We start from the raw sequence: 24,819 nt of genomic DNA on the forward strand, positions 1-24,819 counted from the left end.
TTACAATTTCAAACCCCAAGTCATAACTTCCTAATAAGCCCACTTCAGGTAAACAGAGCCCCAGGTAAAACCACCTCCAAAAGCGGCCAATATGAGGTTGTCGCCTTTTTTGAGCTTGCTTTCCCATTCCCATAAACAAAGTGGATGGTACCATTGGTGGTATTGCCATAACGTTCGATATTGATCATTACCTTATCAGAATCCAATCCCATTCTTGACGCAGTTGCATCAATAATACGTTTGTTGGCTTGGTGAGGGACCAACCATGTTACATCGTCAGATGTTAGGCTATTGCGTTCCATGATCTCGGCTGCAACATCAGCCATATTGGTTACGGCAAATTTAAATACAGCCTGACCTTCTTGGTGCACCACATGTTCGTTGTTGGTTACTGTTTCTACAGTAGCTGGACGTGCAGAACCACCGGCTTTTTGGCCAAGGTAGTTTCTTCCAGAACCATCACTACGTAAGATAGAATCTTGTACACCCAAACCTTCTTCATTTGGTTCAAGAAGTACAGCGCCGCAACCATCTCCAAAAATAATGCAGGTGGTACGGTCTTGATAGTTGATGATAGACGACATCTTATCGCCACCTACAACCAATACTTTTTTATGTTTGCCCGACTCGATAAATTGAGCACCGGTTGATAATCCGAAGATAAAGCCCGAACAAGCGGCCTGTAAGTCATATCCCCAAGCATTTTTAGCGCCAATCTTATCCGCTAAGATGTTTGCCGATGCTGGAAAAGGAAAGTCTGGTGTAGTGGTACAGAAGATGATCAATTCAATTTCTTCGGCGCCAATGCCCCTCTTTTTAAGCAAGCCATTTACCGCTTCAACAGCCATATCAGAGGTGCCTAAACCTTCTCCTTTTAATATTCTTCGCTCCTTTATGCCAGTTCTGGAGGTAATCCAATCGTCAGACGTCTCAACGATGGTTTCCAGCTCTTTATTCGTTAATATATAGTCTGGGACGTAACCATGAACTGCAGTGATGGCAGCGTGAATTTTATTCATTTTGTTTGATTTAAATTATTGGAATGCGGCTTGTATTTTTCCAACCAATCCGGTAGTGATCATGTCTCTAGATTGGAAGATCATATTCTTTATTGCTTCGGGGCTTGAAATTCCATGCCCGATCAGGACAGGGGCATTGACACCCAATACTGGGCTTCCGCCATAGTTTTCATAATTAAAACGGTCAAAAAACTCATCTTTTAATCCTTTTTTAATGGTCAGCACGTAAAATGATTCAGCTAGTTTCAGCATCACATTTCCGGTAAAACCATCACAAACTATCACGTCGGCTTTGTCGTTAAATAAATCTCGGCCTTCTACATTCCCTACAAAGTTAAAAAGTTCGGTCTCTTTCATCAAAGGAAAAGTGGCCAAAGAAAGCATGTTGCCTTTTTCGTCTTCTTCTCCAATGTTCATTAAAGCTACTTTAGGGTTATTGATCTGCATTACATTTTCTGCATACAAACTGCCGAGTACACCAAACTGCAATAAAGTATCAGGTTTACAATCGGCATTGGCACCTACATCCAGCATCAAGCCGATACCGCCCTTAAGCTTAGGAACGATGGTTGATAAACACGGACGGATAATACCTGGGATGGTCTTTACACTAAAAACAGCGCCAACCAACATTGCACCAGAATTTCCCGCACTTGCGAATGAATCAATTTTGCCTTCTTTTAACAATTGGAAACCTACAGCAATACTAGAATTTGGCTTTTGGAGAATAGCCTTTGTAGGATGTTCGCCCATACCAATTACTTCTTCGGTATGTACGTATTCAAAGTGATCGGGGTTGAATCCGTTCTCTGAAAGTAGAGGTTTAATCTGCTGGGTATCTCCGATAAGCACAAGATGCTGATCGGGAGTAAGGGATTGATGAGCTGCTATTGCTCCCAAAACAATTGCTTTGGGAGCATAGTCTCCGCCCATAATATCGAGACCTATTTTCATAGTAAAAATCTTTTGTGTGTAAGCTTAATTGCTTTTTAATTCCATTAATCTAAGTTAGACTTAAACTGACAGAAAACACAAAAATTTTCTTAGAAAACTAACCTATTGAAGTGTTTTCTATAACTAATTTACCGTTGTAGTACAAGTTACCATCAACATTGTAAGCATGGTGAGGAACGTGTATAGCACCAGTAGTTTGGCATGTTGCCAAAGAAGGAGCTACAGCTTTATAATGTGTTCTTCTTTTGTCTCTTCTTTGTTTCGAAACCTTGCGTTTTGGATGTGCCATTGCTGCTTTGTTTAATTATTATTTTAATTTTTTTAATGCGGCCCAACGAGGGTCGTCATTTTGTTCTTCTTCTTTTTCTGTGGATCCGCTTGACAGTTTTTCCAGTGTTGCTATCATTTCTGGGTCGCATATCTGGCCTTGTCCTGCTTGTTCACAGTTGTTTATATAAGGTACGGCTACATTGATAAATTCGTAAATCATCTCCGAAACATCAATTGCACTTTCCTTTTTATTTAAAATAATGATCTCAAGATCATCGCTTTCTAAATCGTCTTCTGCAAATTTTACAATCTGCCTTTCCTTAATTTCAATCGACTGGCCAAACTCAGCTAAACATTTATCACAATTCAGTTGTATCGTACCCAAAATATGGAAGTGTAAGATCAACATTGTTTCTTGTTTATCCAGCTCAACTTCAGCTTTAAGTGCTCCATCTTTTACCAAAGAGTACTCAAATGCATCAAAAAAGCTTTTATCAATTTCAAACTCGAATTGATGTTTGCCCAATTTTAAGCCGGTAAACGGGATTGAAAATTGTTTTAATGCCTTCAATTGTAACTAAATTTTAGCCTGCAAAGGTATGAAATATTTTTATTAAACGAAATATTTTCACAAAATTGAATCAAGCTGAGTTAAAGATTTTATTTGACCACATAGAAACATTAGGTACATCGCTTAAACGGTAGGTTAGCCTTCAATTTCAACAGTTTAGCAATTCAAACAATTAACCAATTAAACGTTTAAACAATAAGCTACTTGGCCGCCAGCACCATTTCCTTGTTGTTTCGAGACCACTCGCTCCATGAGCCTACGTAAAGTTTGGGTATGCTTAAGCCTGCATAATCCATTGCCAATAACATGTGGCATGCTGTTACACCAGAACCACAGTGTACGATCACATGGCCAATTGGAGTATCTGCCAATGCCTCACTATATTTTTTCTTTAAGGTTTCAGGTGCTAAAAAGAAGCCCTTTTCATCCAAGTTTTCTGTAAATGGAATATTTCTTGCGTTTGGAATATGTCCTGCAATGAGGTCTATCGGTTCTGTTAGGCCATCAAAACGATTTTTATCTCTTACATCTACAATTACCTGATTTCCAGTTTTACTCGCAATTTCAACTTCGTTGATATCGGCCAAAGGCAAATTCCAGCTGTTGATTGCATAAGCCGCAACAACCCTAGGTGTTTCTACGGCTGAACTGCTTGGGAAACCTGCAGCTATAGCGGCATTAAATCCTCCATTTAGCACTTGTACTTGCTCATGTCCAATTGCTTTTAACATCCACCAAAACCGGGCAGCTGCATTGCCACCATTTTTATCATCATAGATCACGACGTGACTATCTTTTGCTATTCCAAACCGCTTCAGTACCTGAGCAAATTGCGCTAGTGTTGGTAAGGGGTGTCTTCCTCCAACTGCAAAATCTTCGATATGTGCCAAATCAGTGTTCAGGTCTATATACAAAGCACCTTTTAAATGGGTTTCATCATATCTTGCCTTTGAACCAGCACTTGCATCAATCAAGACAATTTGATCTGGGTTGAGTTGAACCAAATCTGTTGGCTGTATAATTGGAGATAGTTTTTGCATTTTTTATAGGTTGGGTTCGAGTTATGCGTTTTGTTATTGGTTTTTAGCTTTCAGTCTTTCTGCTTTGAGCCTTAATTCGCATCATCCTTCACATCACTGGCCGTTTCTACCAATTTACCACCAGATCTCAATTGGTTGCCCAATAGCTTTTCTTGTTCCCTACGGTGTTTAACAATATGGATGGCAGCAAAAACAGCTTCCATAAACGAAGTTGGGTCTGCTAAATTCTTACCTGCAATATCATAACCTGTTCCGTGGTCTGGTGATGTTCTTACAAATTTTAAACCAGCCGTGTAATTTACCCCTGTACTAAAGGCAATGGTTTTAAAAGGAATTAAGCCCTGGTCATGGTACATGGCCAAAACTGCGTCAAATTGGGTATAGGTTCCATTGCCAAAAAAGCCATCAGCAGGGTAAGGGCCAAAACAGATAATTCCTTTGTCGAAAGCCTCTTGTATAGCTGGCGAAATATCTCTGCTTCTTCTTTACCCAATAAACCATTGTCGCTGGCATGAGGGTTAAGTCCTAAAACGGCTATTTTTGGTTTTTCAATCCAGAAATCCTTCTTTAAGCTCTCATTGATCAACTGCAATTTTTTTACAATTTTTTCGTGGCTGATGGCTTTTGGTACATCCAACACAGGGATATGACCCGTAACTACACCAACCCTTAGGGTTTCGCTGATCAGAAACATCAACACATCGTTGCTGCCACTGCGTTCTTGTAGATATTCGGTATGTCCAGGAAAGCTGAAATTTTCTGATTGGATATTGTTTTTATTAATCGGAGCAGTAACCAAGGCATCAATTGCCCCACTCACTAAATCATCTGTAGCCTTTTGTAAAGAAAGCAAAGCATATTTTCCACCAGTTTCGTTGGCTACACCCAATTCAATCTTTACGTCCTCTTCCCAGCAATTGACCATGTTCACTTTACGTGGGTTTGCATCAGCAGGGCTATTGATCACATTAAATACCAGATCGTTCATGTGCAGGGCTTTTCTGTGAAAAGAAGCTACTTTGGTATGCCCATAAATGATTGGTGTACAATAATCAAGCATTTTACTTTCTGCAAAGGTTTTAAGAATAACTTCCAAACCGATACCATTAACATCACCTATACTGATTCCTATTTTAACTTTGTCGCTCATGCTCTATTGATAGAATTTAGCGCAAATTAGCGATTATTATAGAAACCGCCAAGATATGGGATAAGCCCAAATAGGAAATCACTTTAGGAGTAGCTATTGCACTAGAAGATTTAAAATGGTTTGTAAACGGCTTTACACGTTTAGTCAAGCTGCTTTTGCCTTTGTGGTAAAAATAAACCCTAACTTTGCAACTTCGCGGTCAATCAATAGCGCATCATGAGTTTAGTTAAAGCAAAAAAACATTTAGGACAACATTTTTTAACGGACAAGAAAATTGCTGAAAAAATTGTGAATGGTCTTGTCCATACCGATCAGTACCACCAGGTTTTAGAAGTTGGACCAGGGATGGGAATCCTTTCGGATATCCTGTTGGAACGAAAAGACCTGGAGACCTATCTGATCGATATTGATACGGAATCTGTTCATTTCTTGGCTGCCAAATATCCCCAGTTGGGAGACAGGCTGATCAATGGTGATTTTTTAAAACTCGACTTGACCTCTATTTTCCCTGATAAATTTGCGGTGATAGGTAATTTCCCCTACAATATCTCTTCGCAGATCTTGTTTAAGATATTAGATCATAAAGACCATATCGTAGAAATGGTGGGCATGTTTCAAAAGGAAGTGGCAGAGCGTTGTGCCTCTAAGTCTGGTACAAAAGAGTATGGCATTTTAAGTGTGCTTATTCAGGCTTATTACGATATCGAATATTTGTTTACCGTAAAGCCGGGTACTTTTAACCCTCCACCTAAGGTAAATTCGGGAGTGATCCGTTTGAGCCGCAACAGTACAGCAGCTTTGCCATGTGATGAAAAATTATTTTGGCGCGCGGTGAAGGGAGGATTTAACCAGCGACGTAAAACTTTACGCAATGCTTTATCTGGCACGATCCTAAAGAGAAGATGGACGATCATCCGTTTTTCGACAAACGCGCTGAACAATTAACAGTTCCTGATTTTATTAGTTTAACTCAACATCTGAGTGCTTTAATGGCCAAATAGCAATGGATAAAAAAATTTTAGTTGTAGACGACCTTCATCCGGTATTTAAAGAAAGCGCAATAGCCTTAGGTTTTGAAGTTGATGATAGACCCTTGATCACTAGGGCCGAAACTTTGGCCATAATCAAGGATTATGTCGGTATTGCCGTTCGAACCAAGTTTAGGATAGATCAAGAACTCTTAAGTCTTGCCCCGAACCTAAAGTTTGTAGCACGGGCAGGAGCAGGTCTGGATAATATTGATGAAGCAATTGCCAATGAAAAAAACATCCAACTGATCAATGCCCCAGAGGGAAATAATGATGCTGTGGGTGAACATGCTGTAGGGCTACTGCTGTCTTTGATGAACAATTTCCGCAATGCCGATGCAGAAATAAGAAACGGTATCTGGGATAGAGAGGGCAATAGGGGCTATGAGCTTAAGGGCAAAACGGTAGGCATTATCGGTTATGGATTTATGGGGAAAAAGATGGCCCGTAAGCTTTCTGGATTTGAGGTCAATGTTATTGCCTACGATAAATACCATACGGGTTTTACAGATGCATACGCCCGAGAGGTAAGCATGGAAGAAATAGTAAAACAGAGTGACATTGTAAGTCTACATGTACCATTGACCAAAGAGACCAGGCAAATGGTAAATGAAGAATATCTGTACCATTTTAGGAAACCTATATTTTTCATCAATACGGCAAGAGGAGAAATTGTAGATACACAAGCCATATTGGCCAATATTAAAAGGGGTAAGATCTTAGGTGCAGGGCTGGATGTGTTGGAAACTGAAAAATTTCCGATACTTGGCGAACAACCTTGGTTTGATGAATTGAAATCATCGGGTAAGGTGGTGCTAACCCCGCATGTGGCCGGATGGACCTTTGATTCCTATCGCAAAATTTCTGAAGTTTTGGCGCAAAAACTAACGGAAATCAAATTATAATTCCTTAAATTGCTCATAAGAACAAAACATTACATAACTTATGGCAAAGGAACATCAATATAAAACCAATTTGGTTTGGGCTGGCAACAAAGGTTCGGGAACAATGGATTATCGCTCGTACGACCGCGATTTTGTAGTATCTATCGCAAACAAAGCACCTATTTCTGGTTCTTCAGATTCTGTTTTTTTAGGAGATAAAACAAAGTATAATCCAGAAGACCTTTTGCTATCGTCCATTTCGTCGTGCCATATGCTTTGGTACCTGCACCTCTGCTCAAAAAATGGCATTGTGGTAATCGAATATCAAGATAATGCAGTTGGCATTATGGAAGAGAGTGCCGATGGCAGCGGTAAATTTAAGGAAGTAACCTTAAATCCTGAGGTGCTGATTGCAGATAAGGCCCATATTGATCAGGCCAATGCTTTACATGCCGATGCCAACAAGATGTGTTTCATTGCAAACTCACTTAATTTTCCGGTTAAACATCAAGCCTCTTTTAAGGCAGAAAACGAATAATAAAGCTCATAACCAACAAAGCCCGACATCGATTTCGGGCTTTGTTGGTTTAAATGTTGGTCTGGATTTGCAATCCAGACCCAAATTATGGTTCGTATCGACACAAACCAAGGTGTTTATCTATCATTCCAGCTATTATCTGCTGGTGTAGCATCTACAAAAATCCCATTGTCAATGTAAATTGATTTGATCGTTTTTCCAGTAGGTGTTTTGATTTTAACAGAGATGAATTTTGGACTGTTCTTCCAAATCATAGGTGTAAAATGCTCCTTTTGGCTAGTACCATCATTAAAGGTAATGACCACATCAAAAGGAATGGCAAAACCACCAATATTTTCTATCCGAACAGGGATATAACCAGGTGCTTTTCCAATGCTGCTCATTCTGAGGTCGAGGTAATTATTGCTAAAGAACCAGTTCTGGAAAAACCAGTTCAGGTTTTGTCCAGCGCCAGTGTTCATGGAATTAAAATAATCCCAAGGAATTGGATGTTTACCATTCCAATTGTCCATATAGGTGTGCAGGGCCTTTTTAAATAGCGCATCGCCTAACATATCTTTCAGGGCCAGATAAGATAGAGAAGCTTTACCATAAGAATTATTTCCATAACCAGATCCAGACAATTGGGATGACATGGTGATGATGGGTTGGTCTTCTTCTGCAGATTTATCATTAATGTAACGATTTACCCTAAAGCTTTTGTAGAACTTGTCTGCCGATTCTTTACCGTGTTGCGAAATACCGATCAGGTACTCTAAAGTAGTGGCCCAACCTTCGTCCATAAAAGCATAGCGGGTTTCGTTAATGCCCATGTAAAAAGGGAAATAAGTATGGGCAATTTCGTGGTCTTGTACCAACTGTGCAAATTTAGGATCGCCAGTTTGCGAATCGTTAACCATTCCAGGATACTCCATGTCTGCAAAGCCCTGAAAGGCGGTCATTTTTGAGAATGGATAAGGAACACCTGGCCAGTTGTTAGAGAACCAAGCCAAAGCATAGTTGTTGTATTTAACAGAGTTGATAAAATCAGTTCCTTTTACATCATAAGCCGCTTGTGTGCTTACCCTTCTGTTGGTTTTGTTGTCTACCACTACACTGCTGGCATCCCATAGATAAGTGCTACTCAATCCAAAACAAACATCTACAATGTTATTTACGGCGAATTTCCAGGTATTCCAGTCGTTTTGTAAAGTCACCTTGCCACTTTTCATCTCCTGCTCATTGGCAATATGGATGATCTCGTCGCTGGTGTATGATTTTTTTAATCGGGCGGCAAACTCTGGCTGTAATACTTCGTCAGGGTTTAATAGGTCGCCTGTGGCATATACTACATAATTTTTAGGCGCTTTGATGGAGAACACATAGTCGTTAAAATCGTTGTAGAATTCTTGTCTGTCTGTGTGTGGTAGTTTATCCCAGCCATTGTAATCATCATATACCGATACCCGTGGATAACTGTAGGCCACAAACATGGTCGTTGGATTGATTTGTCCCTCGCGGCCGCTCTCTTTTGACAGTGGATAGTTCCAATCAATGTTCAACACTGCTTTTTGGCCCGGTAACAATGGCGATTTCAATCTTACATCACCTGTGGTACCCCAGTTTTTTGCGTTTACATTGTAAACTTCGCCATTGATCTTAAAAGAAGTAATGGTCAATCCCGCAGCTAAAAAATCTTCACTTACGCTACCACCTCTTGGCGAAGTAGGTTTGTGCAAGTTGTTTACAAAACGGATGGTAATTGATTTCAGGGTATCCCTGCTGTTGTTGGTATAATCGATGCTTTCAGTTCCATTAACTACTTTGGTATCTGGGTTTACCGTAATCTCCATGTTGTATTTTCCATGGTTCTGCCAGTAGTTTTTACCAGGTTTGCCATCCATAGAACGTGTGCCTTTTTGATAGGCGGCTTTGATGTTTCTTGGCATATAGAGTTCTTGTGCTGCAAGATTTTGGATGCCGACAAAAGCAATGGCCAATAATAAAATCAGGTTTAGTCTTTTCATATTTATCGCAATTAAAATTTAAAGTTAGCAATTGAAGATGAAGGTCAGATGAAAATAATTTAGTGTCAAAATATTTGCTTTTGTAAGAATTGCCTTATATCTTCGTTTTAAGTGAAGCAAGACTATGTAGGCTAAATGCCGATGTAGTCTTGTTTGTTTTTTAGAGGAATTATAAAAATTATTAAGTATGTCAGAGGTAACTTATTATACCCAAGAAGGTTTAGATAAACTTAAAGAGGAATTACATAGATTAAAAACAACAGATAGAGCGGCAATATCAAAAGCTATTGCAGAGGCTAGGGATAAAGGCGATTTATCGGAAAATGCAGAATACGATGCTGCCAAAGAAGCACAGGGCCTGCACGAGGCCAAGATTGCCAAAATGGAAGCTACTTTATCTACTGCAAGGCTGATAGACGAAAGCAAACTTGACTTGTCGAAGGTTTTGGCCCTCTCTATTGTAAAGATCAAAAATATAAAAAATGGTGCAACAATGACTTATCAATTGGTTGCAGAAAGCGAGGCGGACCTTAAAACAGGGAAGATTTCGGTGAAATCTCCTATTGCCCAAGGTTTATTGGGTAAATCTATCGGCGATACCACAGAAATCCAGGTGCCTGCTGGTAAAATGGAATTTGAAATCCTAGAAATCTCAAGATAATCGAGGGTTTAAGGTACCTAAACCTTACACCTTTTACCCTATGCCTTAAGCCTTACTAAAATGAGCATATTTTCTAAAATTGTAAGTGGAGAAGATCCCAGCACATGTTGTAGCAGAGACTACAGATTTCTTGGCCTTTTTGGACGTTAGTCCTTTGGTGATGGGCCATGTTTTGGTCATCCCTAAAAAAGAGGTAGACTATATTTTTGATATGGACGATGAAAGTTATGCTGGTTTAACACTTTTTGCCAAAATAGTGGCTACTGGTGTAAAAAAGGCTTTTCCATGTAAAAAGGTTGGCGTAGCGGTTATTGGACTTGAGGTGCCACATGCACATATCCATCTCATACCGATGAATAATGTAAGTGACATGAATTTTGCCAAAGAAAAATTAAAACCATCGCAAGATGAACTGGCTGCTGCTGCGGCCAAGATCAGAGCGGTGTTATAAGTACGATGATCTGGTAATCAAAAAGGGCCACGAATTGTATTCGTGGCCCTTTTATTTGATGGAAATTGTAGATCCAAACTAGCCTTTAAACCCTCTTAACCTAAACACCAATAGATATTTGCAGATTTTCCCGTTTCTATAGATTGGAATAAAGCTTGGGCGTTCTATCTTTTCAAAAGCCGTTTTGTTCACTTCAAGGTCTTCGGTTTTAAACATATTCGAAGTAGTGATGTAATACGCATCGCTGCCCAATGCAGGTTGCTGCTTTCGGAGGTTGTAAAAATAATATTGGTGAAGGTCAAACAATGGCCCAATGGCATAAGTCTTTTGTTGCGTATGTGCAGTCAGATAAAAATCAATATGACTGGCAGGAAACCATTTGTTTACAATGATGGGGGCATTTGCCTGCATCAAGCCCTTGGCTTGATCGGCCAGATAAAACTGTTTAAATTTTCTGCCTGTCTCATTCCAGCCATAAAGGTCTAAGGTTACATCACCTTTCCCTGTGGTATACTTGTCTTCGGTTTTGCCCATTGTTCCAGGCCAAAGATTGATGACCAGAATTCCTGCAATTACAACTACCAAATAGAACGACAAAGCAATAATGATGAGCTGATTAGCCCTGCGTTTGGGGTAAAATGCCAATCTTACCCCAGAAACCAAAATCAAACAGCTATATGCTGGGCCAGACCAATGCGGTAAGGTTTCTCTAAATAAGGCCAACACAAGCAATACGATGATCAATGGCAAACTACAACAAATCAATAGACTGAATTCTTTTTTTCGAGCATGTTTCTTGTTACGATACCACAATCCGATACTTGCCCAGCTCAGAAGAAAAACAACAGGGTTGTTGTAGAAGAACTCTCCAAACAGTTCTCTAAAGAAAGCAATGGGATTTAAACCGGCTGCAACTAAACTTACCCTACTGCCATGATAGGTGTAAGTGATAAAATGATGTTCGATATTCCACAACAGGATTGGGGAGGCAATGAAAAAACTGATCAATGCCGCAATGTATAACCACGGATTTCGGAGCCAGTTCCTATTTCCAAAACAAGCAAATAAGCCTACGGCCACCCATAAAAAAACAGCATGTACCTTACAAAGGATGCAAAGCCCGGCTATGATGCCGAAATAACACCAAAGCCTTTTGTGGTGTGGGTTGATGGTGCTAGATTGTGAGATCTTGATCAAGATAAAGATGCTCCATAGCCAAAAGACCATTTGCGGACTATCTGGTAAGATAAACGTGCCAGCAATGATGCTGCAATAAAATGAAGAGGTATAAAGTAGGGCGGCGTACCAGCCAGCACGGCGGTTGTAAAGTGTCGCTCCCATTTTGTAGATCAAAAAGGTGCAGATAGCTGAAGATAAGATGGCGCCGGCCCTTACCCATACTTCGTGGTGTACCGTGAGGTTAAATGTCGTAATCCTGATCAACCAGGCTACCATTGGTGGATGGTCAAAATAGTTCCATTGAAGGTCTTGAGCATAGGTCCAATAATAGACCTCGTCATTGCCCAGATTTAAGCACAAGGCAATAAGCAACCTTAAGATGGTGGCAACGAAGATCAATAACCAAATCCTATTGTTCCAGAAGTTCAATTCTTGCTAAAGGTTAGGGTGGCATTGATCGTATAATTCCATGCAAACACCAACACAATGGCCATTAATTTGGCTATATAGAAAGGTAGATGTAGCTGTTGTTGCAGCATATAGATGCATAAGGTATTTAGCCCCAACCCAATCAAAGCAATCAGCAAAAATTTCGTAAACTGTTGCATGATCGCCTTCTCTTTATTCTTAAATGTCCAGGATCCGATTGATAAAGTAGTTGTTGACCACAGCAAAGCCAAAGCCTAAGGCATTTGCCAAGTAGGGGTCAAAGTGTAAATGCTCCTTAAAAAAATAAGTAATGGAAAAATCTATCACGAGGCCCGATAAGCCCACCATTCCAAATTTAAAGAGCTGTATGATTTTCTTCTTGGATAAGGGGTTGTTTTTTTGTGCTAAATCCATAAAGTTTACTTAATAGTTGACCAGATTTTGCCAGTTTGTAAATGCGCTTAAAGGGTAGACGCATTTTTTTCTGCTTCACACAGTAATAGCTTAATATGCCAAAAAGAGTTCCGATCAATGCGCCAGCAATGGTATCCTGTAAAAAATGTTGTGCCAAATAGTACCTCGAATACGCAACCAAACTTGCCCCAATAAGGCAAGGCCAAGCAATTTTTTCCTTTTTAAATGTAAGTACCAGCACCGTAGCCAATGCAAAAGCAGAAGTGGTATGTCCAGATGGAAAAGAATTGGAGTTGTGTAATGTAATGCCTTCAATAAAATGAGGATATTGGAAGGCGTTGGCTTCGAAATACATTTTCGGTCGAGGTAAATGAAATAGTCTTTTAAGCAATTGGGCAGCCAGACTGGAACTTAAAAAAGCCAATAATAAAGTACTGGCTTTTCGATACCTTTTAAATAGAAAAAGGCCTATCACTACAATGATAGAAAATACGCCATCTCCTAAAAAAGTATAATAACTGAAGAACTGATCTAACAAAGTAGTATGAAAACCATTCAACAGCAGAAAACCTTCCGTTTTGGAAAAAGAAAGATTAAATACTACGGCCAAGATCACTAACAAAGCGATAAGCCCAAAATAGATGGGATGCCGTTTGAGCTGTTTCAACATCATGGATAAGGGATTTGAACAAATCTATCTGTTGAATATTAAGTGGGGGTGAGGATAAGGTTAAATAACCTGAGTTTAGGTTAAGGATTTTAGCTTTGAAGCTATCTATTCTTAGCTCACCTTAAATAACAAATGAAAACTAATCGTTGGTCCTTCTGTGTCTGATGTAATATTGGGCCAGGTTTAAGGCAATAAAGATATGGTTCAACAGATTTGGGATAAGCCCATAGTATTTGCTTAAGATCTTAAAGCGTTCTTTAAGGCTGGCCAGATGTTTTTGCTTAGACATACCGCCTACCAGATATTTGGCCACATACAGATGTGTATTTACAATGTTAGAGGATTTTTTGGCCGCTTTTAGGATCCAATCAATATCAGCACTGTATTTGTAATGCAGGTCGTAAGGTACGGTTAAGCTCCGTTTGATGTAGATGGCCTGGTGACTCACGTTCATGCCAAACTTAAAGCTATGCCAATCGAAATGCTCAGGAGCAGTGTGCCGACGTTGCCCCAAACTATTCCAGTGCTCATCGTACATTTCGGTTTCCCCATAGTAGATATCGCCTGACGGTGCCGAAGCGAAAACATCTGCTACCGTATCCGTTGCATAGATCTCATCTCCCGAATTCATGAAGAGCACATAGTCGCCAGTGGCCAAAGCCAAACCTTTGTTCATGGCATCGTAGATCCTTGGTCCTGTGCTGAAATAAACTTGGCGATGCGCTCTTTATACTTGCTGATCACTTCAACGGTACCGTCGTTAGATGCACCATCAATTACGATGTACTCGATATTTGCATAAGTCTGGTTCAATACGGAAAGCAAAGTGCGTTCGATATCCTTTACGTTATTATAAACGACAGTAATTACGCTAAGTTTCGGATTGATGGTCATTGAGGCATGGCGTTAATAAGGTGGAGATATAGTGCTTCGTGTTGTGTAGCGATTACATTTGGCGCAAAATGGGTGAGGATACTCCTTCTGGCTTCTTTTTGTACGGCCTCCTTGTTTTCGTGCAGGTACAGCCATTCAATGCCATCCGCCAGATCTGTAGCCGACTGGTATTTGGCCAAATAGCCATTCTCCAAATGTTTAACCATGTCTGGAATACCACCTGTGGTAAAAGCGATCACCGGAGTGGCACAGGCCAAACTTTCCATTACGGTATTAGGCAGGTTGTCTTCTAAAGATGGGGTGATAAAAGCATCGGCCGCGGCATAACATTTGGCCAGATGTTCGTCCTTGTTGATGGTACCTAAATACGTAGTCTTGAATGGAAATTCAGGTAGGTTCTTCTCATCCTTATTGCCAAAGATCACCAATTCTATTTTCTCCTTTGGTATCTCAGGGCGGGCGGCCAATTCGTTCAAGGCATCGATCAAGTATTGAGCACCCTTATGTTTGTCGTTTTTAGACGGCATAAAACCACTCATCAATACAAAATGATCAGCAGGAATCTTCAATATTTTTTTGGCCTCTGCCTTAACATAAGGTTTAAAAACATCTATTTCAATGGTATTGGGGATTACGGTTGTTTGTCTAACGCCCAATAAACTACTTTGTTTAACGGATGAGGCCATCCACCTGCTTGGTGCAACCACATGAAAGTTCAGTTCTGAATAGGCCTTTTGTTTGCGCAACCAGTTTTTATGCGAAATGTCGTCTTTTCCACTCGATCGTAGGACAGGGCAATTGCCGCATTGTTGATGAAAATGCTCACAACTGTAACGTACATGACAACCTCCGGTAAAAGCATTGCTGTCGTGGAAAGTCCAAACAATAGGTTTTTCCAATTCATCAAGCTGCGCTAAAAATTTTGGGGTTAAAAAACCATGGTTTACCCAATGAAGGTGGATCAGGTCTGCCGATTTTAGATCGGGATGGTTAACGATCGATTTACCAAACCATTGCAGCGAAAAAGGGGTTTTTACCGCCTTTACAAACAGTTTGGCCAGGTAGCGCTCGGCCATGATGTTAAAGATGGCAAAGGCTTTGGCAAAAATACCCTTGGTAAAAGTGTCGATTTTAGGATTTTGGCCAAATTTGTAATAGACCATTACCTTCGAGTCTACACCATTGGCATTTAAGGCGTCACTTAAACGCAGGCAAGCCCTGCCGGCGCCTCCATTTCCATCGTAGGTATTTAAGTGTACAACTTTCAAATCAATCAAAAATACATTTTATTGTTTAGGTTTATAAAATTGTTGTGTATTTTCAACATTTAAAGCCAACAAACAAAATTTTCATGAATAAAAACATCCTTAGAACGCTTGCCGCAATGGTATTGTTGCTGCCGGCCTTAACTAAAGCGCAAGATCAGACCTATTTTGCAGCTTATCCAGCGCTAAGTCCAGATGCGCAAACGATCGTGTTCAGTTATGATGGAGATATCTGGAAAGTACCCACAAAAGGTGGAGTAGCCTCACGTTTAACGGGTATGCCAGGCGAAGAATCAACCCTAAGATTTCTCCAGATGGCAAATGGCTGGCCTTTACGTCTAACCAGTTTGGAAACAATGATGTATATGTTATGCCTTTAACAGGTGGAGACATCAGACAATTGACTTTTAATGATGGAACAGATGAGGTAGACAACTGGAGCTGGGATTCGAAAACCATTTACTTTACATCGAGCAGGTACAACAACTATTCAAGTTACAAAGTAGGATCAATGGCGGAACAGCAGTCCGTTTGTTCGACAATTACTTTAACACCACACATAATATCGCCGAGGCACCAGATGGTAACCTCTTTTTTAATGATACTTGGGAAAGCAGAAACTTTAGCAACAGAAAGCATTATAAAGGTGCTTTTAATCCAGATATCCAATCGTATAACCCTAAAACAAAAAACTATAAACGTTATACCGATTATATTGGAAAAGATTTTTGGACAACGATAGACCAAAAAGGAAATATCTATTTCGTATCTGATGAGGGCAATGAAGAATACAATCTCTATACCTTCAGCAATGGCAAAAAAACCGCATTGACAAAGTTCGATACTTCGATCAAACGTCCTTTTGTGGCGGCAAATGGCAGTACCATTGTCTTTGAAAAAGATTATCAATTGTATACCTACGATGTAGCAACCAAGAAAACCGAAAAGATAAGCATCAGCACCTCTAGAAACCAGATTTTGAGCAAAGAACAAGAGTATGATGTAAGGGCAAATATCTCCAATTTCGATGCATCGACCGATGGCAAAAAATTGGTGTTTATTTCAAGGGGCGAGATTTTTGTAAGTGATGCAGATGGTAAATTTATCCGCAAGATCAGCAACACTGGCGAAAGGGCCTTAGAGGTAAAATGGTTGGCCGACAACAAGACCATTCTTTTTAACCAGACTTTTAATGGCTATCAGAATTGGTATACCATTACCGGAGATGGTAAAGGCACCCTAAAACAACTGACCAAAGACAAGGCAAACAACCGTGATATTACTTTAAATAAAAACAAAACCTTGGGTGTTTACCTCAGCGGACGTAATGAACTGAGATTGCTAGACCTTAAAACCTTAGAGAGTAGAACCATTGTAAAAGACGAATTCTGGGCAATCCAAAATTCTGCACCTAGTTTCTCTCCAAACGACCAATATGTATTGTTTACGGCCTTCCGTAATTTTGAGCAAGACATTTTGGTGCACGATATCAAAGACAACAAAACCATTAACCTTACCAATACGGGTGTTACCGAAGCTGGTCCGGTATGGTCGCCAGATGGGAAGTACATCTATTTTACCAGCGACCGCACCAAGCCGTCTTATCCGTCGGGTATGCCAAATGCACATGTATACCGTATTGCACTGAACAAATATGATGCACCTTTCCGCTCAGAGAAGTTTGATGAGTTGTTCAAGGACGAAAAACCAGCAGAACCTAAAGAAGTGAAACCAGTAGTGGTAGCAGACAAAAAAGCAGATACGGCAAAGAAAAAGCCAGAAGTGAAGCCAACTCCAAAACCGCCGGTTGTAATTACCATCAATACCCAAAAAATCTTGGACAGAATGGAATTGATCAGCCCATCTTTTGGTAGCCAATACCTTACCGATGTATTTAGCAAAGGTGATAAAACCTATGTGTTTTACACTTCAAACCACGAAGGCGGCTCAACAAGTGCCTATAGAACAATTATAGAGCCATTTGAAGCCAATAAAACAGAAAAGGTTACCGATGGTGGTTTCAACATCATTGAGGCTGGAGGTAAGTTCTATACCCTAACCAGAGGGGTAATCGGCAAGTATAATATCGATGCCAATAAACTAGATAAATTAGACCATAATTATAAATTCAGCAGAAACCTGAATGCCGAGTTCAACCAGATGTTTTACGAAACTTGGGTGGGTTTGGATGAAAACTTCTACGATGAGAATTTCCATGGGGTAGATTGGGAAAAGATGAAAACACGTTATGCTGTTTTTCTACCTTATGTAAACAACCGTGGCGATTTGAGGATTTTGTTAAATGACATGTTGGGCGAGCTCAACTCTTCGCACATGGGCTTTAATAGTTTTGGTGCTGAAGAACGTAGAAATATGAACTATGTAACCAACGAAACAGGAATCATCTTCGACAATGAAAAACCTTATCAGGTAGAAAGGATTGCTAGTAAAAGCAACGCCTGGTTAACCGGAGAGAAAATCAATACCGGTGATGTGTTGACAGAAGTAAACGGTGTAAAGGTAGATGAGAAAATGGACCGTGATTATTATTTCAGCAAACCATCATTGGATAAGGAGATGACCTTGACCTTTATGCGCAATGGCAAACCAGTTACGGTAAATGTTCATCCACAAAGTGGAGGAGCCCTAAGAGGTAACCTGTACGATGAGTGGATTGCCAAAAACCGTGACAATGTTGACAAATGGGGGAATAACCGCATTGCCTATACCTATATGAAGAACATGAGTGGGGGCGAATTGGAGCGTTTCATGTTGGATATGGTAGAGCAGGAAAACAATAAAGATGCGATCATCCTAGACCTGCGCTACAATACGGGTGGTAACGTACATGATGATGTATTGAGGTTTTTATCACAAAGGCCTTACCTTAAATGGCAATACCGTGGTGGTAAGTTATCGCCACAAAGTAATTTTGCACCAGCGGCCAAACCGATTGTATTGTTGATCAACGAGCAATCTTTAAGTGATGCAGAAATGACTGCTGCGGGCTTTAAAGAATTGAAGTTGGGTAAGATCGATTGGTACAGAAACTTACCGCTGGATCATCTTTACCTCTTCAAAAGGATTGGTTGATGGTTCTTCTTACCGTTTGCCATCATGGGGATGTTATACCATGGATGGAAAAGATTTAGAAAAAGAAGGGGTAAAACCAGATATCTTTGTAAAAAATACATTTGAAGATAGGTTGGCAGATAGAATCCACAATTGCAGAGAGCTGTTGCAGAAATCTTGAAGGACCTGAAGTAGAAAAATTGTGTAATTGTTTTATTGTTCATACAATCTGACAATTACACAATTTAACAATAAAACAATTGAACAAGAATGAGTAATTTATTAACTGACAGAGATTTTTGGGTAAAGTATTGGGAAAGTAAGACAGATTTGTCGGTTGTAATACCAGAAACATATTTATTTCATCGCCAACTGGCGGATATTGTACAGCACAATAAGGTAAAAACGGCAATAGAGCTGGGTGGTTTTCCTGGCTACTATGCCGTTTTTTTAAAAAAATACCTCAAGCTTGATGTTACCTTGTTAGACTATTTTGTTCACCCACCCATTACCGAACAATTGCTAACCACCAATGGCTTGGCTAAGGATGATATACACATTATTGAAACAGACCTGTTCAACTATACGCCAACACAACAATACGATTTAGTATTGAGTTGTGGTTTGATCGAGCATTTTAATGACACCGCTGATATCATCAACAGGCACATTGCCTTTGTTAAACCTGGTGGAAGTTTGTTCATTACCTTGCCAAACTTTAAGGCATTGAACGGTTGGTTCCAAAAGAATTTTGACAAAGAAAACTACGATAAGCACAATATCGACTGTATGGATCCAGTTTTATTGGAAAAGATTTGTACTGCCGCAGGATTGGAAGTTATCCAATCAAGGTATTTTGGTCGCTTTAGCCTTTGGTTAGAGAACGAAAAACAGAAAGCCATGCCCGTTCGTTTGCTTAAAAAAACAATGTGGTTGGCTGGTAAATTATTTACCAAGGTTTTTGCTTTTGATTCGAAACAATTGTCGCCTTATATTTTATTGGAGGCCAAAAAGAAGTAATAGAAACGAGGTCGAGATTGCAGATCCCGACCAACAGACATTGCAAATCCTAACCAATAATACCTATTGTCATTCTGAGCTTGTCGAAGACCAGATGATTAAAGATGACCAAAGTTTTGTCATGCTGAGCGCAGCGAAAACCGCGAAGCAGCTACGGAGTAAATCTTTTTTAAGCCAACCTTAAAGAGATTGCAATGTTGAAATTTTAATTAATCATGCTTTAAAAAGCAAACCATTACCGGTTTGTTCTTGCTGGCTTCTGCGTAATAATTCTTGTAAAATGCCTTGGTCATTAAATTAATCTGGAAGTAATGTTTACCATAATTAATGGCTTTTTCCGTTAGTCTAGAAGAATCCCATTGACCAAAATCTGATGGCTGATAATTGGCTAAGGCCGCATTGTCTACTCTTTTGTCATCAATCCAAACCCCATATTTTTTTGAATTTTGCCATTCCTTTAACTGGGTTTTAGAAGGCGTATTGGCTTTGGCAGGTTCGATATAAACTATTTTGGCATCGAATGCTTTTCGTTGTTGCAATGACATTTTATTGTAGAGCATAAATAGCCTATTGTCATCAGCTTTCTCCAACTTTACGGGGAAAGTTACATAATGCTCAGGCCTTTTTTGGAGGTTATATTTAGCTAAAATGGAGTTGAACTCGGCCAATTCAACACTAGAAATGCCTTCTTTTGTAGTTGCAATTTGTTTAGCTGCGGTTAGTTTTGGGTTGTTCTGGGCAACGGTCTTTGTCGTAAATAATGCTACAGCCAAACCCAATATCGGTACCAATACCAATTGTTTGGCGATTACTTTTTTGATAGAATTGGCTTTGCTCATCATGATCAATCTTTTTTTAATGGTTAAATAGTTGAATTGGCTGGTCAATGATAAACCGCTCTGAACGGAAATATGTTGGATAAAGATCAATTGATAGGTTGAGATATCCTGATAGGTATTGATTACAGCTTCATCTGCAAGGTACTCGTGATTGGTCTGTATGGCTTTGCGGTAAAAATACAATAAGGGGTTGAACCATAAAAGATCTGCAGGAGTTCTACTACAATGACATCAATAGAGTGCTTTTGCTGCACATGTGCCAGTTCATGTTGCAAGACTCGTCTGCGATCTTCCCTTCTTCATAATCAATTTTGCTTACAAAAATGTAGTTGATAAAACTGTAGGGAGCAATGGTTTTTTCGCTCAGTACAATAGTGGTATCCTGAAAATTTGCTTTTTCACTTTGTTTAATGTTGGACAAAAGAATATAGAGGTTACGGCCAAACCTCAGCAAAAGCAATGTGGTAATGCAAGCATAAACGCCAAAGATAAGGTATGGAACAATGTCCGGATCTTCTTGGGCAACTATGCTAGTACTTACATTTGTAGGAGAAGCTATAGGCTTTACAGCAAAATGTTGGATAGTTTGAACAGGTATGATTGCTGTTCTGCTTTCAATACTGATCAATGGAATAGTTAGTGATAGACCTAAACTAGCCAGCAAGTACAATCTTTTAAACTTATGCGCCTTTTCTTTGTCTAACAATAATAGATAGGCGAATAAAAATAATCCTGAGCAGAGTACAAATTTGGCTAGATAAATGGTCATGATTTTCCTTTTTTGATCTGGTCTTCTACAATTTTTTTAAGGTCTTCTAATTCGGCTTGGGTCATATGGGTATTGGCTGCAAAAAAAGAAGCGAATTGTAAGGCCGAATTGTCAAAGTAGTTTTTGATCATCCCATTTACATGGTTAGAAAAATAATCATCTTTTTTGATCAAAGGAAAATAGGCCCTAGAGTTGCCATACACCTTGTAGCCAACAAATTTCTTGTCCTGCATCCTTTTTAATAAAGTAGCGATGGTTGTAGGTGCTGGTTTAGGATCTGGATAGTTTTCTATGATATCTTTCATAAAGATAGTCTCATTCTTCCAGATCATTTCCATCAATTGTTCTTCTGCTTTTGAAAGCTGTATCATTCTATGTCTTTAGATTTGCTTCTACAAATGTAGAGTTATAAAGGTCATATCAAAATATTTCTGAAAAAATCTTTCGATGATATTGAAATTATGGGGTGAAGCGATACAACCCAAACTCGGAAAGGGTGATACAAACTGGCGATTTGGTAATGTTTAACCTTACCTTGTTTGTTGTTACCGCATGTTCCAACCTGATGAGCCTTTTGGCGCCAATACTAGTGCCCTCATATACTTTCTTCCAGATATTGTTTTCTAGAATTTCTATGGTGTAACCCTCAATTCTTTGGCCCAAAGGGATATATTCCTGCAAACTTACTATGTCAAATGTTTTTGGGGTTTTGAGGTCGATCGCTATACTTGCCTGATGCACCTGATCCGTCGTTGCCCAATAGCTTTGTTTGTTCCCATCTAACAAGTTGGCAACAGTATAGGTTTTTCCACGGGTATTGCTGGCTTTAAGCTGTGCACCTTTGGCCAAATTGGTAGCAAAGGTATGTTTAACCATGTTTCCAAAACTTTGCAATGCGACAACATCATCTTCATGTAATTGCCCTCGGGTATCTGGAGCCAAGCCTAGGTCTAAACCTGCACCACGGCCTACACTTTTCAGGTACAGGTCGAATAAAACAGTTGGTGTTTTTGGTTGCTCCTTGGCGTGGTAGAACCAACCTTGTCGTAAGGGAACATCGCATTCTGCTGGCATCCAAAATTTTCCGTTTCTAATCCCCTCTGGGCTTTCTGGGTAATTGGCCTGACCCGGAACGGCCACATTTTTCCCTTTAGGTGGCATGGGGGTAAAAGTTGCCCAGCTGGTTTCGTTGGCATATCCGTTTTCGTTACCTACCCAACGCACATCCCAACCAATGTCGCTAAAGATGTTGGCCATGGGTTGCATTTTTCTGGTGATGGCCCAGGTATTGTTCCAATCGTAATAGGTGGTATTGTCTATGGAACGTTTTTCCCTCGCTCCGCCATAATAGCCATCGCCACCATTGGCTCCATCGTGCCAACTCATAAAAAGTTGACCATAGTTGCTATATAATTCTTTGAGTTGGGCTTGGTAAATGGCCAGATATTCGGCTGTGCCATATTTAGGATTGTTACGGTCCCAGGGCGAACAATACACCCCAAACTTTAGCCCATTTTTACGGGCCGCTTGTGCTATCTCCCTAACCATATCTCCCTTTCCGTTTCTAAATGGGCTTTTGGAAATGTTATAATTGGTTGTTTTGGTAGGCCATAAGGCAAAACCATCGTGGTGTTTGGCTACCAAGATGATTCCTTTTAAACCGCCTGCCTTGGCTGCTTTGATGATCTGGTCGGCATTAAAAGCTGTAGGGTTAAATGTTTGAGGGTCGGCATCGCCAAAGCCCCATTCCTTATTCTCGAAAGTAGTAGGTGTAAAATGGATCAGCCCATAAACTTCTGTATCGTGCCAGGCCAATTGTCTTTTGCTGGGGATGGCCCCATAAGGTTTGATCGGTTGTTGTGCAGCTACAAGATTAGCCATGAACAGGCAAAGGACAATTATTCTTTTCATCGGAATCAAATTAAAGGTGAAGGTCTTCACCCAAATTTAAAAGTAATTCTAGCTATCCGATTAAATGATATTGTCTTTTGATAATGGAATTTTATCCAAATGCTTAGAACTTCTCTTTCAGGTATCGTTTGATCCTTGCCCATAAACTACCTTTTCTGTTCGCCAAAAAGTGTTTAATGGCATGGTAGGCCTTTGCATTTTCTTCTACCAAGGTTGGGAACTGACTGATCGGCTTTGGATTGATGATTACATTGTAGATATCGTTCATCCCAGAATGGATCCCACTTCCATCATGGCCTATGTTATTGACCAATGACTGCGCAGGATTTAAGGTCAGTCCACCTTTTAGAAAAATCGAAGCATACCAACGGATGGCCCAAGAGTTGTTCCTGCCATTTTTAAAATCCTGCATCTGTTTCCAAAAGTTCATGGTGTTTTCGATAGAGAAGGCATGTTTTTTCTTGGCATCAAATTGGTCTAGCAAAGTTTGGATGTTCGGCTCGAAATGTTGCCACGCTCTTTGCCAGGTTGCCCAGCCCCAACTGGTAGCTGCCCTGTAGAAAAAGCTTTCGGGTAGGTTTTCTTCTTTTAGGGCGTACATATAGGCGCCAATATGCATTACCTGCTCTTCGTTTCGGTAACGGTTTAAAGCTTCGTTGAAATAGGTCAATGTATATGGAGAAGAGATCAGGTCGTCTTCAAAAACAATAACCTGTCCGTAGGCCGTGGTCAATCGACTAACTCCCGCGATAACCGAATTGGCCAATCCCATGTTCGTTTTACTTTCTACGATTTCTATCGATTTAAAACCCTCTACTGTTCTGATCAGCTCGCGCACCTCTTTTACCCTATCTTCATCTGCAGGAGTTTTGGCGCCATCAGAAAAAATAAACAACCTACTTTCTGCCGCCAATTCATTCTGTTGCAGAAATTTCAAAGTTCGCTCGGTATGCTGCGGACGATTGTAAACAAAGAGTGCTATGGGTGCAAGATTTTGCATGTTAAAAGATATGCAGGTTTTGATCTGATTTTTTTGTTAAAACGGTATAAGCATTGGCAAATTGTTCTCTTTTCTGCTGTCCTAAAAGCTGACCTAAAAAACGTTTGATTCCGTATTCCAATTGTATCTTTAATCTTTTGCTGATGGATCTGCTTGCTTTTTTATTGACAAACTCATTGAAATAGGTCACTTCAGGACTGATCATAGACACTTTATCCGTTACCAGTTCTAAACCTTCACTCTTGAGCAAGAAACGCAAAGAAGTAGGCGTGTACATGTTGATATGGCCATAGTCCATAAAATGTTTCATCCTTTTGTCAACACCAAATCGGTAATCTTTGGGTACTTCAATCACGATATGTTTGGCTACCCGTTTCAGTTCTCTGATCAGGACCCGCTCATGTTCTACATGTTCCAAAACATGGGCCAGAATGATCAGGTCGAAGCTGTCATCGGCATAAGGAATTTGGTAACCATCAAAGGTCTGTGCTTCCTTAAGTCGGCCCAATTGGCGTTCCTTAATTTTATCTACTCCGCTTTGTGCAATTTCTAAGGCATAAAGCTCATTGCCAAAATTCCATTCGTTAAGGTAGTGCAAAATACTGCCGTCGCCAGCGCCTACTTCCAACACTTTATTTGGTTTGATGCTTTGGCAGACTTCTACAATGTTTTGGGCCTTATATTTTGCGCCCAGCATTCGCCAAGCCACATCGTTATCCGTATAAAAATTATCGTAAGCTGTTTTTACTTCTTCACTTAACATTTCGGTACTCATCATCTTAAAA

25 protein-coding genes and 4 pseudogenes are annotated in these 24,819 nt (G+C 40.0%); 9 read left to right on the plus strand and 20 right to left on the minus strand.

What is annotated here, in order from left to right; genetic code table 11:
- Positions 1-30: 30 nt before the first annotated feature.
- From ACFJIZ_RS19585 to pdxA, 6 genes and pseudogenes are all read right to left on the minus strand, one after another.
- Positions 31-1,019 (minus strand): annotated as a pseudogene (locus ACFJIZ_RS19585) (beta-ketoacyl-ACP synthase III).
- Positions 1,020-1,034: 15 nt separating this feature from the next.
- Positions 1,035-1,973: a phosphate acyltransferase PlsX gene (plsX, locus tag ACFJIZ_RS19590; RefSeq protein WP_379087984.1), complete on the minus strand. Its 939-nt coding sequence runs from the start codon at positions 1,971-1,973 to the stop codon at positions 1,035-1,037.
- Between the two features lie 97 nt (positions 1,974-2,070).
- Positions 2,071-2,262, minus strand: coding sequence for a 50S ribosomal protein L32 (gene rpmF, locus ACFJIZ_RS19595; RefSeq protein WP_082435168.1), 192 nt, complete (start codon positions 2,260-2,262; stop codon positions 2,071-2,073).
- A gap of 18 nt (positions 2,263-2,280) precedes the next feature.
- Positions 2,281-2,769: a YceD family protein gene (locus ACFJIZ_RS19600; RefSeq protein ID WP_379087987.1), complete on the minus strand. Its 489-nt coding sequence runs from the start codon at positions 2,767-2,769 to the stop codon at positions 2,281-2,283.
- A 245-nt stretch (positions 2,770-3,014) separates the two neighbouring features.
- Positions 3,015-3,854 carry a sulfurtransferase gene (locus ACFJIZ_RS19605; protein WP_379087990.1) on the minus strand — a complete coding sequence of 280 codons (840 nt, stop codon included), beginning with the start codon at positions 3,852-3,854 and terminating at the stop codon, positions 3,015-3,017.
- Between the two features lie 71 nt (positions 3,855-3,925).
- Positions 3,926-5,004 (minus strand): annotated as a pseudogene (gene pdxA, locus ACFJIZ_RS19610) (4-hydroxythreonine-4-phosphate dehydrogenase PdxA).
- Between the two features lie 216 nt (positions 5,005-5,220).
- Here pdxA and rsmA point away from each other — a divergent pair.
- The 3 genes and pseudogenes from rsmA (at position 5,221) to ACFJIZ_RS19625 (ending at position 7,454) form a co-directional block, all read left to right on the plus strand.
- A pseudogene (gene rsmA / locus ACFJIZ_RS19615) lies at positions 5,221-6,005 on the plus strand (16S rRNA (adenine(1518)-N(6)/adenine(1519)-N(6))-dimethyltransferase RsmA).
- A 2-nt stretch (positions 6,006-6,007) separates the two neighbouring features.
- Positions 6,008-6,937, plus strand: coding sequence for a 2-hydroxyacid dehydrogenase (locus ACFJIZ_RS19620; RefSeq protein WP_379087993.1), 930 nt, complete (start codon positions 6,008-6,010; stop codon positions 6,935-6,937).
- Positions 6,938-6,977: 40 nt separating this feature from the next.
- On the plus strand, positions 6,978-7,454 hold the full coding sequence (locus tag ACFJIZ_RS19625) for an OsmC family protein (RefSeq protein WP_379087995.1): 477 nt from the start codon (positions 6,978-6,980) through the stop codon (positions 7,452-7,454).
- A 116-nt stretch (positions 7,455-7,570) separates the two neighbouring features.
- Here the strand turns inward: ACFJIZ_RS19625 and ACFJIZ_RS19630 are convergent, their stop codons facing one another.
- The gene (locus ACFJIZ_RS19630) at positions 7,571-9,460 is read right to left on the minus strand and encodes a M1 family metallopeptidase (protein WP_379087998.1); all 1,890 of its coding nucleotides are present in this window, start codon (positions 9,458-9,460) and stop codon (positions 7,571-7,573) included.
- Positions 9,461-9,647: 187 nt separating this feature from the next.
- Here ACFJIZ_RS19630 and greA point away from each other — a divergent pair, with 187 nt between their 5' ends.
- Entirely contained in the window at positions 9,648-10,121 is a 474-nt protein-coding gene (gene greA / locus ACFJIZ_RS19635) for a transcription elongation factor GreA (RefSeq protein WP_379088001.1), read from the plus strand.
- A gap of 60 nt (positions 10,122-10,181) precedes the next feature.
- Positions 10,182-10,572 (plus strand): annotated as a pseudogene (locus ACFJIZ_RS19640) (HIT family protein).
- A gap of 78 nt (positions 10,573-10,650) precedes the next feature.
- Here the strand turns inward: ACFJIZ_RS19640 and ACFJIZ_RS19645 are convergent.
- From ACFJIZ_RS19645 to ACFJIZ_RS19675, 7 genes are all read right to left on the minus strand, one after another.
- The gene (locus ACFJIZ_RS19645; protein WP_379088004.1) at positions 10,651-12,180 is read right to left on the minus strand and encodes an ArnT family glycosyltransferase; all 1,530 of its coding nucleotides are present in this window, start codon (positions 12,178-12,180) and stop codon (positions 10,651-10,653) included.
- A complete protein-coding gene (locus ACFJIZ_RS19650) occupies positions 12,177-12,431 on the minus strand; it encodes a GtrA family protein (RefSeq protein WP_379088007.1) in 255 nt (84 codons plus the stop codon). Before ACFJIZ_RS19650 ends, ACFJIZ_RS19645 begins: the two co-directional genes overlap by 4 nt.
- Complete coding sequence (locus ACFJIZ_RS19655; protein WP_379088010.1) at positions 12,379-12,594, minus strand: GtrA family protein; 216 nt, start codon at positions 12,592-12,594, stop codon at positions 12,379-12,381. Before ACFJIZ_RS19655 ends, ACFJIZ_RS19650 begins: the two co-directional genes overlap by 53 nt.
- Complete coding sequence (locus ACFJIZ_RS19660) at positions 12,536-13,267, minus strand: phosphatase PAP2 family protein (RefSeq protein WP_379088013.1); 732 nt, start codon at positions 13,265-13,267, stop codon at positions 12,536-12,538. The genes ACFJIZ_RS19655 and ACFJIZ_RS19660 overlap by 59 nt, the downstream gene beginning before the upstream one ends.
- Positions 13,268-13,403: 136 nt before the next feature.
- Complete coding sequence (locus ACFJIZ_RS19665; RefSeq protein WP_379088016.1) at positions 13,404-13,940, minus strand: glycosyltransferase; 537 nt, start codon at positions 13,938-13,940, stop codon at positions 13,404-13,406.
- Entirely contained in the window at positions 13,937-14,158 is a 222-nt protein-coding gene (locus ACFJIZ_RS19670) for a glycosyltransferase (protein ID WP_379088019.1), read from the minus strand. Before ACFJIZ_RS19670 ends, ACFJIZ_RS19665 begins: the two co-directional genes overlap by 4 nt.
- Positions 14,155-15,435, minus strand: a complete 1,281-nt coding sequence (locus tag ACFJIZ_RS19675) for a glycosyltransferase (RefSeq protein ID WP_379088022.1) — start codon at positions 15,433-15,435, stop codon at positions 14,155-14,157. Before ACFJIZ_RS19675 ends, ACFJIZ_RS19670 begins: the two co-directional genes overlap by 4 nt.
- A 74-nt stretch (positions 15,436-15,509) precedes the next feature.
- Between ACFJIZ_RS19675 and ACFJIZ_RS19680 the strand changes: the two genes are divergently transcribed.
- The 4 genes from ACFJIZ_RS19680 to ACFJIZ_RS19695 all read left to right on the plus strand — a co-directional run bounded on the left by ACFJIZ_RS19680 (position 15,510) and on the right by ACFJIZ_RS19695 (position 19,515).
- Positions 15,510-15,803 carry a hypothetical protein gene (locus ACFJIZ_RS19680; RefSeq protein ID WP_379088025.1) on the plus strand — a complete coding sequence of 98 codons (294 nt, stop codon included), beginning with the start codon at positions 15,510-15,512 and terminating at the stop codon, positions 15,801-15,803.
- Positions 15,804-15,954: 151 nt separating this feature from the next.
- The gene (locus tag ACFJIZ_RS19685; protein WP_379088027.1) at positions 15,955-18,516 is read left to right on the plus strand and encodes a S41 family peptidase; all 2,562 of its coding nucleotides are present in this window, start codon (positions 15,955-15,957) and stop codon (positions 18,514-18,516) included.
- Positions 18,509-18,676, plus strand: a complete 168-nt coding sequence (locus ACFJIZ_RS19690; protein WP_379088030.1) for a hypothetical protein — start codon at positions 18,509-18,511, stop codon at positions 18,674-18,676. Before ACFJIZ_RS19685 ends, ACFJIZ_RS19690 begins: the two co-directional genes overlap by 8 nt.
- An 89-nt stretch (positions 18,677-18,765) precedes the next feature.
- On the plus strand, positions 18,766-19,515 hold the full coding sequence (locus ACFJIZ_RS19695; RefSeq protein ID WP_379088033.1) for a class I SAM-dependent methyltransferase: 750 nt from the start codon (positions 18,766-18,768) through the stop codon (positions 19,513-19,515).
- 209 nt (positions 19,516-19,724) lie between these two features.
- On the opposite strand, the gene ACFJIZ_RS19700 is transcribed toward ACFJIZ_RS19695, so the two are convergent.
- The 6 genes from ACFJIZ_RS19700 to ACFJIZ_RS19725 all read right to left on the minus strand — a co-directional run bounded on the left by ACFJIZ_RS19700 (position 19,725) and on the right by ACFJIZ_RS19725 (position 24,812).
- Positions 19,725-20,537, minus strand: a complete 813-nt coding sequence (locus ACFJIZ_RS19700; protein ID WP_379088036.1) for a hypothetical protein — start codon at positions 20,535-20,537, stop codon at positions 19,725-19,727.
- A gap of 37 nt (positions 20,538-20,574) precedes the next feature.
- Positions 20,575-21,123 carry a hypothetical protein gene (locus ACFJIZ_RS19705; protein ID WP_379088039.1) on the minus strand — a complete coding sequence of 183 codons (549 nt, stop codon included), beginning with the start codon at positions 21,121-21,123 and terminating at the stop codon, positions 20,575-20,577.
- Positions 21,120-21,494, minus strand: a complete 375-nt coding sequence (locus ACFJIZ_RS19710; protein WP_379088042.1) for a BlaI/MecI/CopY family transcriptional regulator — start codon at positions 21,492-21,494, stop codon at positions 21,120-21,122. The genes ACFJIZ_RS19705 and ACFJIZ_RS19710 overlap by 4 nt, the downstream gene beginning before the upstream one ends.
- Before the next feature lie 88 nt (positions 21,495-21,582).
- Entirely contained in the window at positions 21,583-23,034 is a 1,452-nt protein-coding gene (locus ACFJIZ_RS19715) for an alpha-L-fucosidase (RefSeq protein ID WP_379088045.1), read from the minus strand.
- Positions 23,035-23,137: 103 nt separating this feature from the next.
- Positions 23,138-24,034, minus strand: coding sequence for a sugar transferase (locus ACFJIZ_RS19720; protein WP_379088048.1), 897 nt, complete (start codon positions 24,032-24,034; stop codon positions 23,138-23,140).
- A gap of 1 nt (position 24,035) precedes the next feature.
- Positions 24,036-24,812 (minus strand): class I SAM-dependent methyltransferase, encoded by a 777-nt coding sequence (locus ACFJIZ_RS19725; RefSeq protein ID WP_379088050.1) that lies wholly within the window; start codon positions 24,810-24,812, stop codon positions 24,036-24,038.
- Between the last annotated feature and the right edge of the window lie 7 nt (positions 24,813-24,819).

Source organism: Pedobacter sp. UC225_65 (genome assembly GCF_042698365.1).
In the GTDB taxonomy this organism is placed as follows: domain Bacteria; phylum Bacteroidota; class Bacteroidia; order Sphingobacteriales; family Sphingobacteriaceae; genus Pedobacter.

Bases quoted from the DNA above. Each gene is read 5' to 3' on its own strand.
- plsX (WP_379087984.1), bottom strand. From the start codon at position 1,973: ATGAAAATAGGTCTCGATATTATGGGCGGAGACTATGCTCCCAAAGCA.
- rpmF (WP_082435168.1), bottom strand. From the start codon at position 2,262: ATGGCACATCCAAAACGCAAGGTTTCGAAACAAAGAAGAGACAAAAGA.
- ACFJIZ_RS19605 (WP_379087990.1), bottom strand. From the start codon at position 3,854: ATGCAAAAACTATCTCCAATTATACAGCCAACAGATTTGGTTCAACTC.
- ACFJIZ_RS19620 (WP_379087993.1), top strand. From the start codon at position 6,008: ATGGATAAAAAAATTTTAGTTGTAGACGACCTTCATCCGGTATTTAAA.
- ACFJIZ_RS19625 (WP_379087995.1), top strand. From the start codon at position 6,978: ATGGCAAAGGAACATCAATATAAAACCAATTTGGTTTGGGCTGGCAAC.
- ACFJIZ_RS19630 (WP_379087998.1), bottom strand. From the start codon at position 9,460: ATGAAAAGACTAAACCTGATTTTATTATTGGCCATTGCTTTTGTCGGC.
- greA (WP_379088001.1), top strand. From the start codon at position 9,648: ATGTCAGAGGTAACTTATTATACCCAAGAAGGTTTAGATAAACTTAAA.
- ACFJIZ_RS19655 (WP_379088010.1), bottom strand. From the start codon at position 12,594: ATGGATTTAGCACAAAAAAACAACCCCTTATCCAAGAAGAAAATCATA.
- ACFJIZ_RS19660 (WP_379088013.1), bottom strand. From the start codon at position 13,267: ATGATGTTGAAACAGCTCAAACGGCATCCCATCTATTTTGGGCTTATC.
- ACFJIZ_RS19665 (WP_379088016.1), bottom strand. From the start codon at position 13,940: ATGAACAAAGGTTTGGCTTTGGCCACTGGCGACTATGTGCTCTTCATG.
- ACFJIZ_RS19670 (WP_379088019.1), bottom strand. From the start codon at position 14,158: ATGACCATCAATCCGAAACTTAGCGTAATTACTGTCGTTTATAATAAC.
- ACFJIZ_RS19680 (WP_379088025.1), top strand. From the start codon at position 15,510: ATGAATAAAAACATCCTTAGAACGCTTGCCGCAATGGTATTGTTGCTG.
- ACFJIZ_RS19695 (WP_379088033.1), top strand. From the start codon at position 18,766: ATGAGTAATTTATTAACTGACAGAGATTTTTGGGTAAAGTATTGGGAA.
- ACFJIZ_RS19705 (WP_379088039.1), bottom strand. From the start codon at position 21,123: ATGACCATTTATCTAGCCAAATTTGTACTCTGCTCAGGATTATTTTTA.
- ACFJIZ_RS19710 (WP_379088042.1), bottom strand. From the start codon at position 21,494: ATGATACAGCTTTCAAAAGCAGAAGAACAATTGATGGAAATGATCTGG.
- ACFJIZ_RS19715 (WP_379088045.1), bottom strand. From the start codon at position 23,034: ATGAAAAGAATAATTGTCCTTTGCCTGTTCATGGCTAATCTTGTAGCT.
- ACFJIZ_RS19720 (WP_379088048.1), bottom strand. From the start codon at position 24,034: ATGCAAAATCTTGCACCCATAGCACTCTTTGTTTACAATCGTCCGCAG.
- ACFJIZ_RS19725 (WP_379088050.1), bottom strand. From the start codon at position 24,812: ATGATGAGTACCGAAATGTTAAGTGAAGAAGTAAAAACAGCTTACGAT.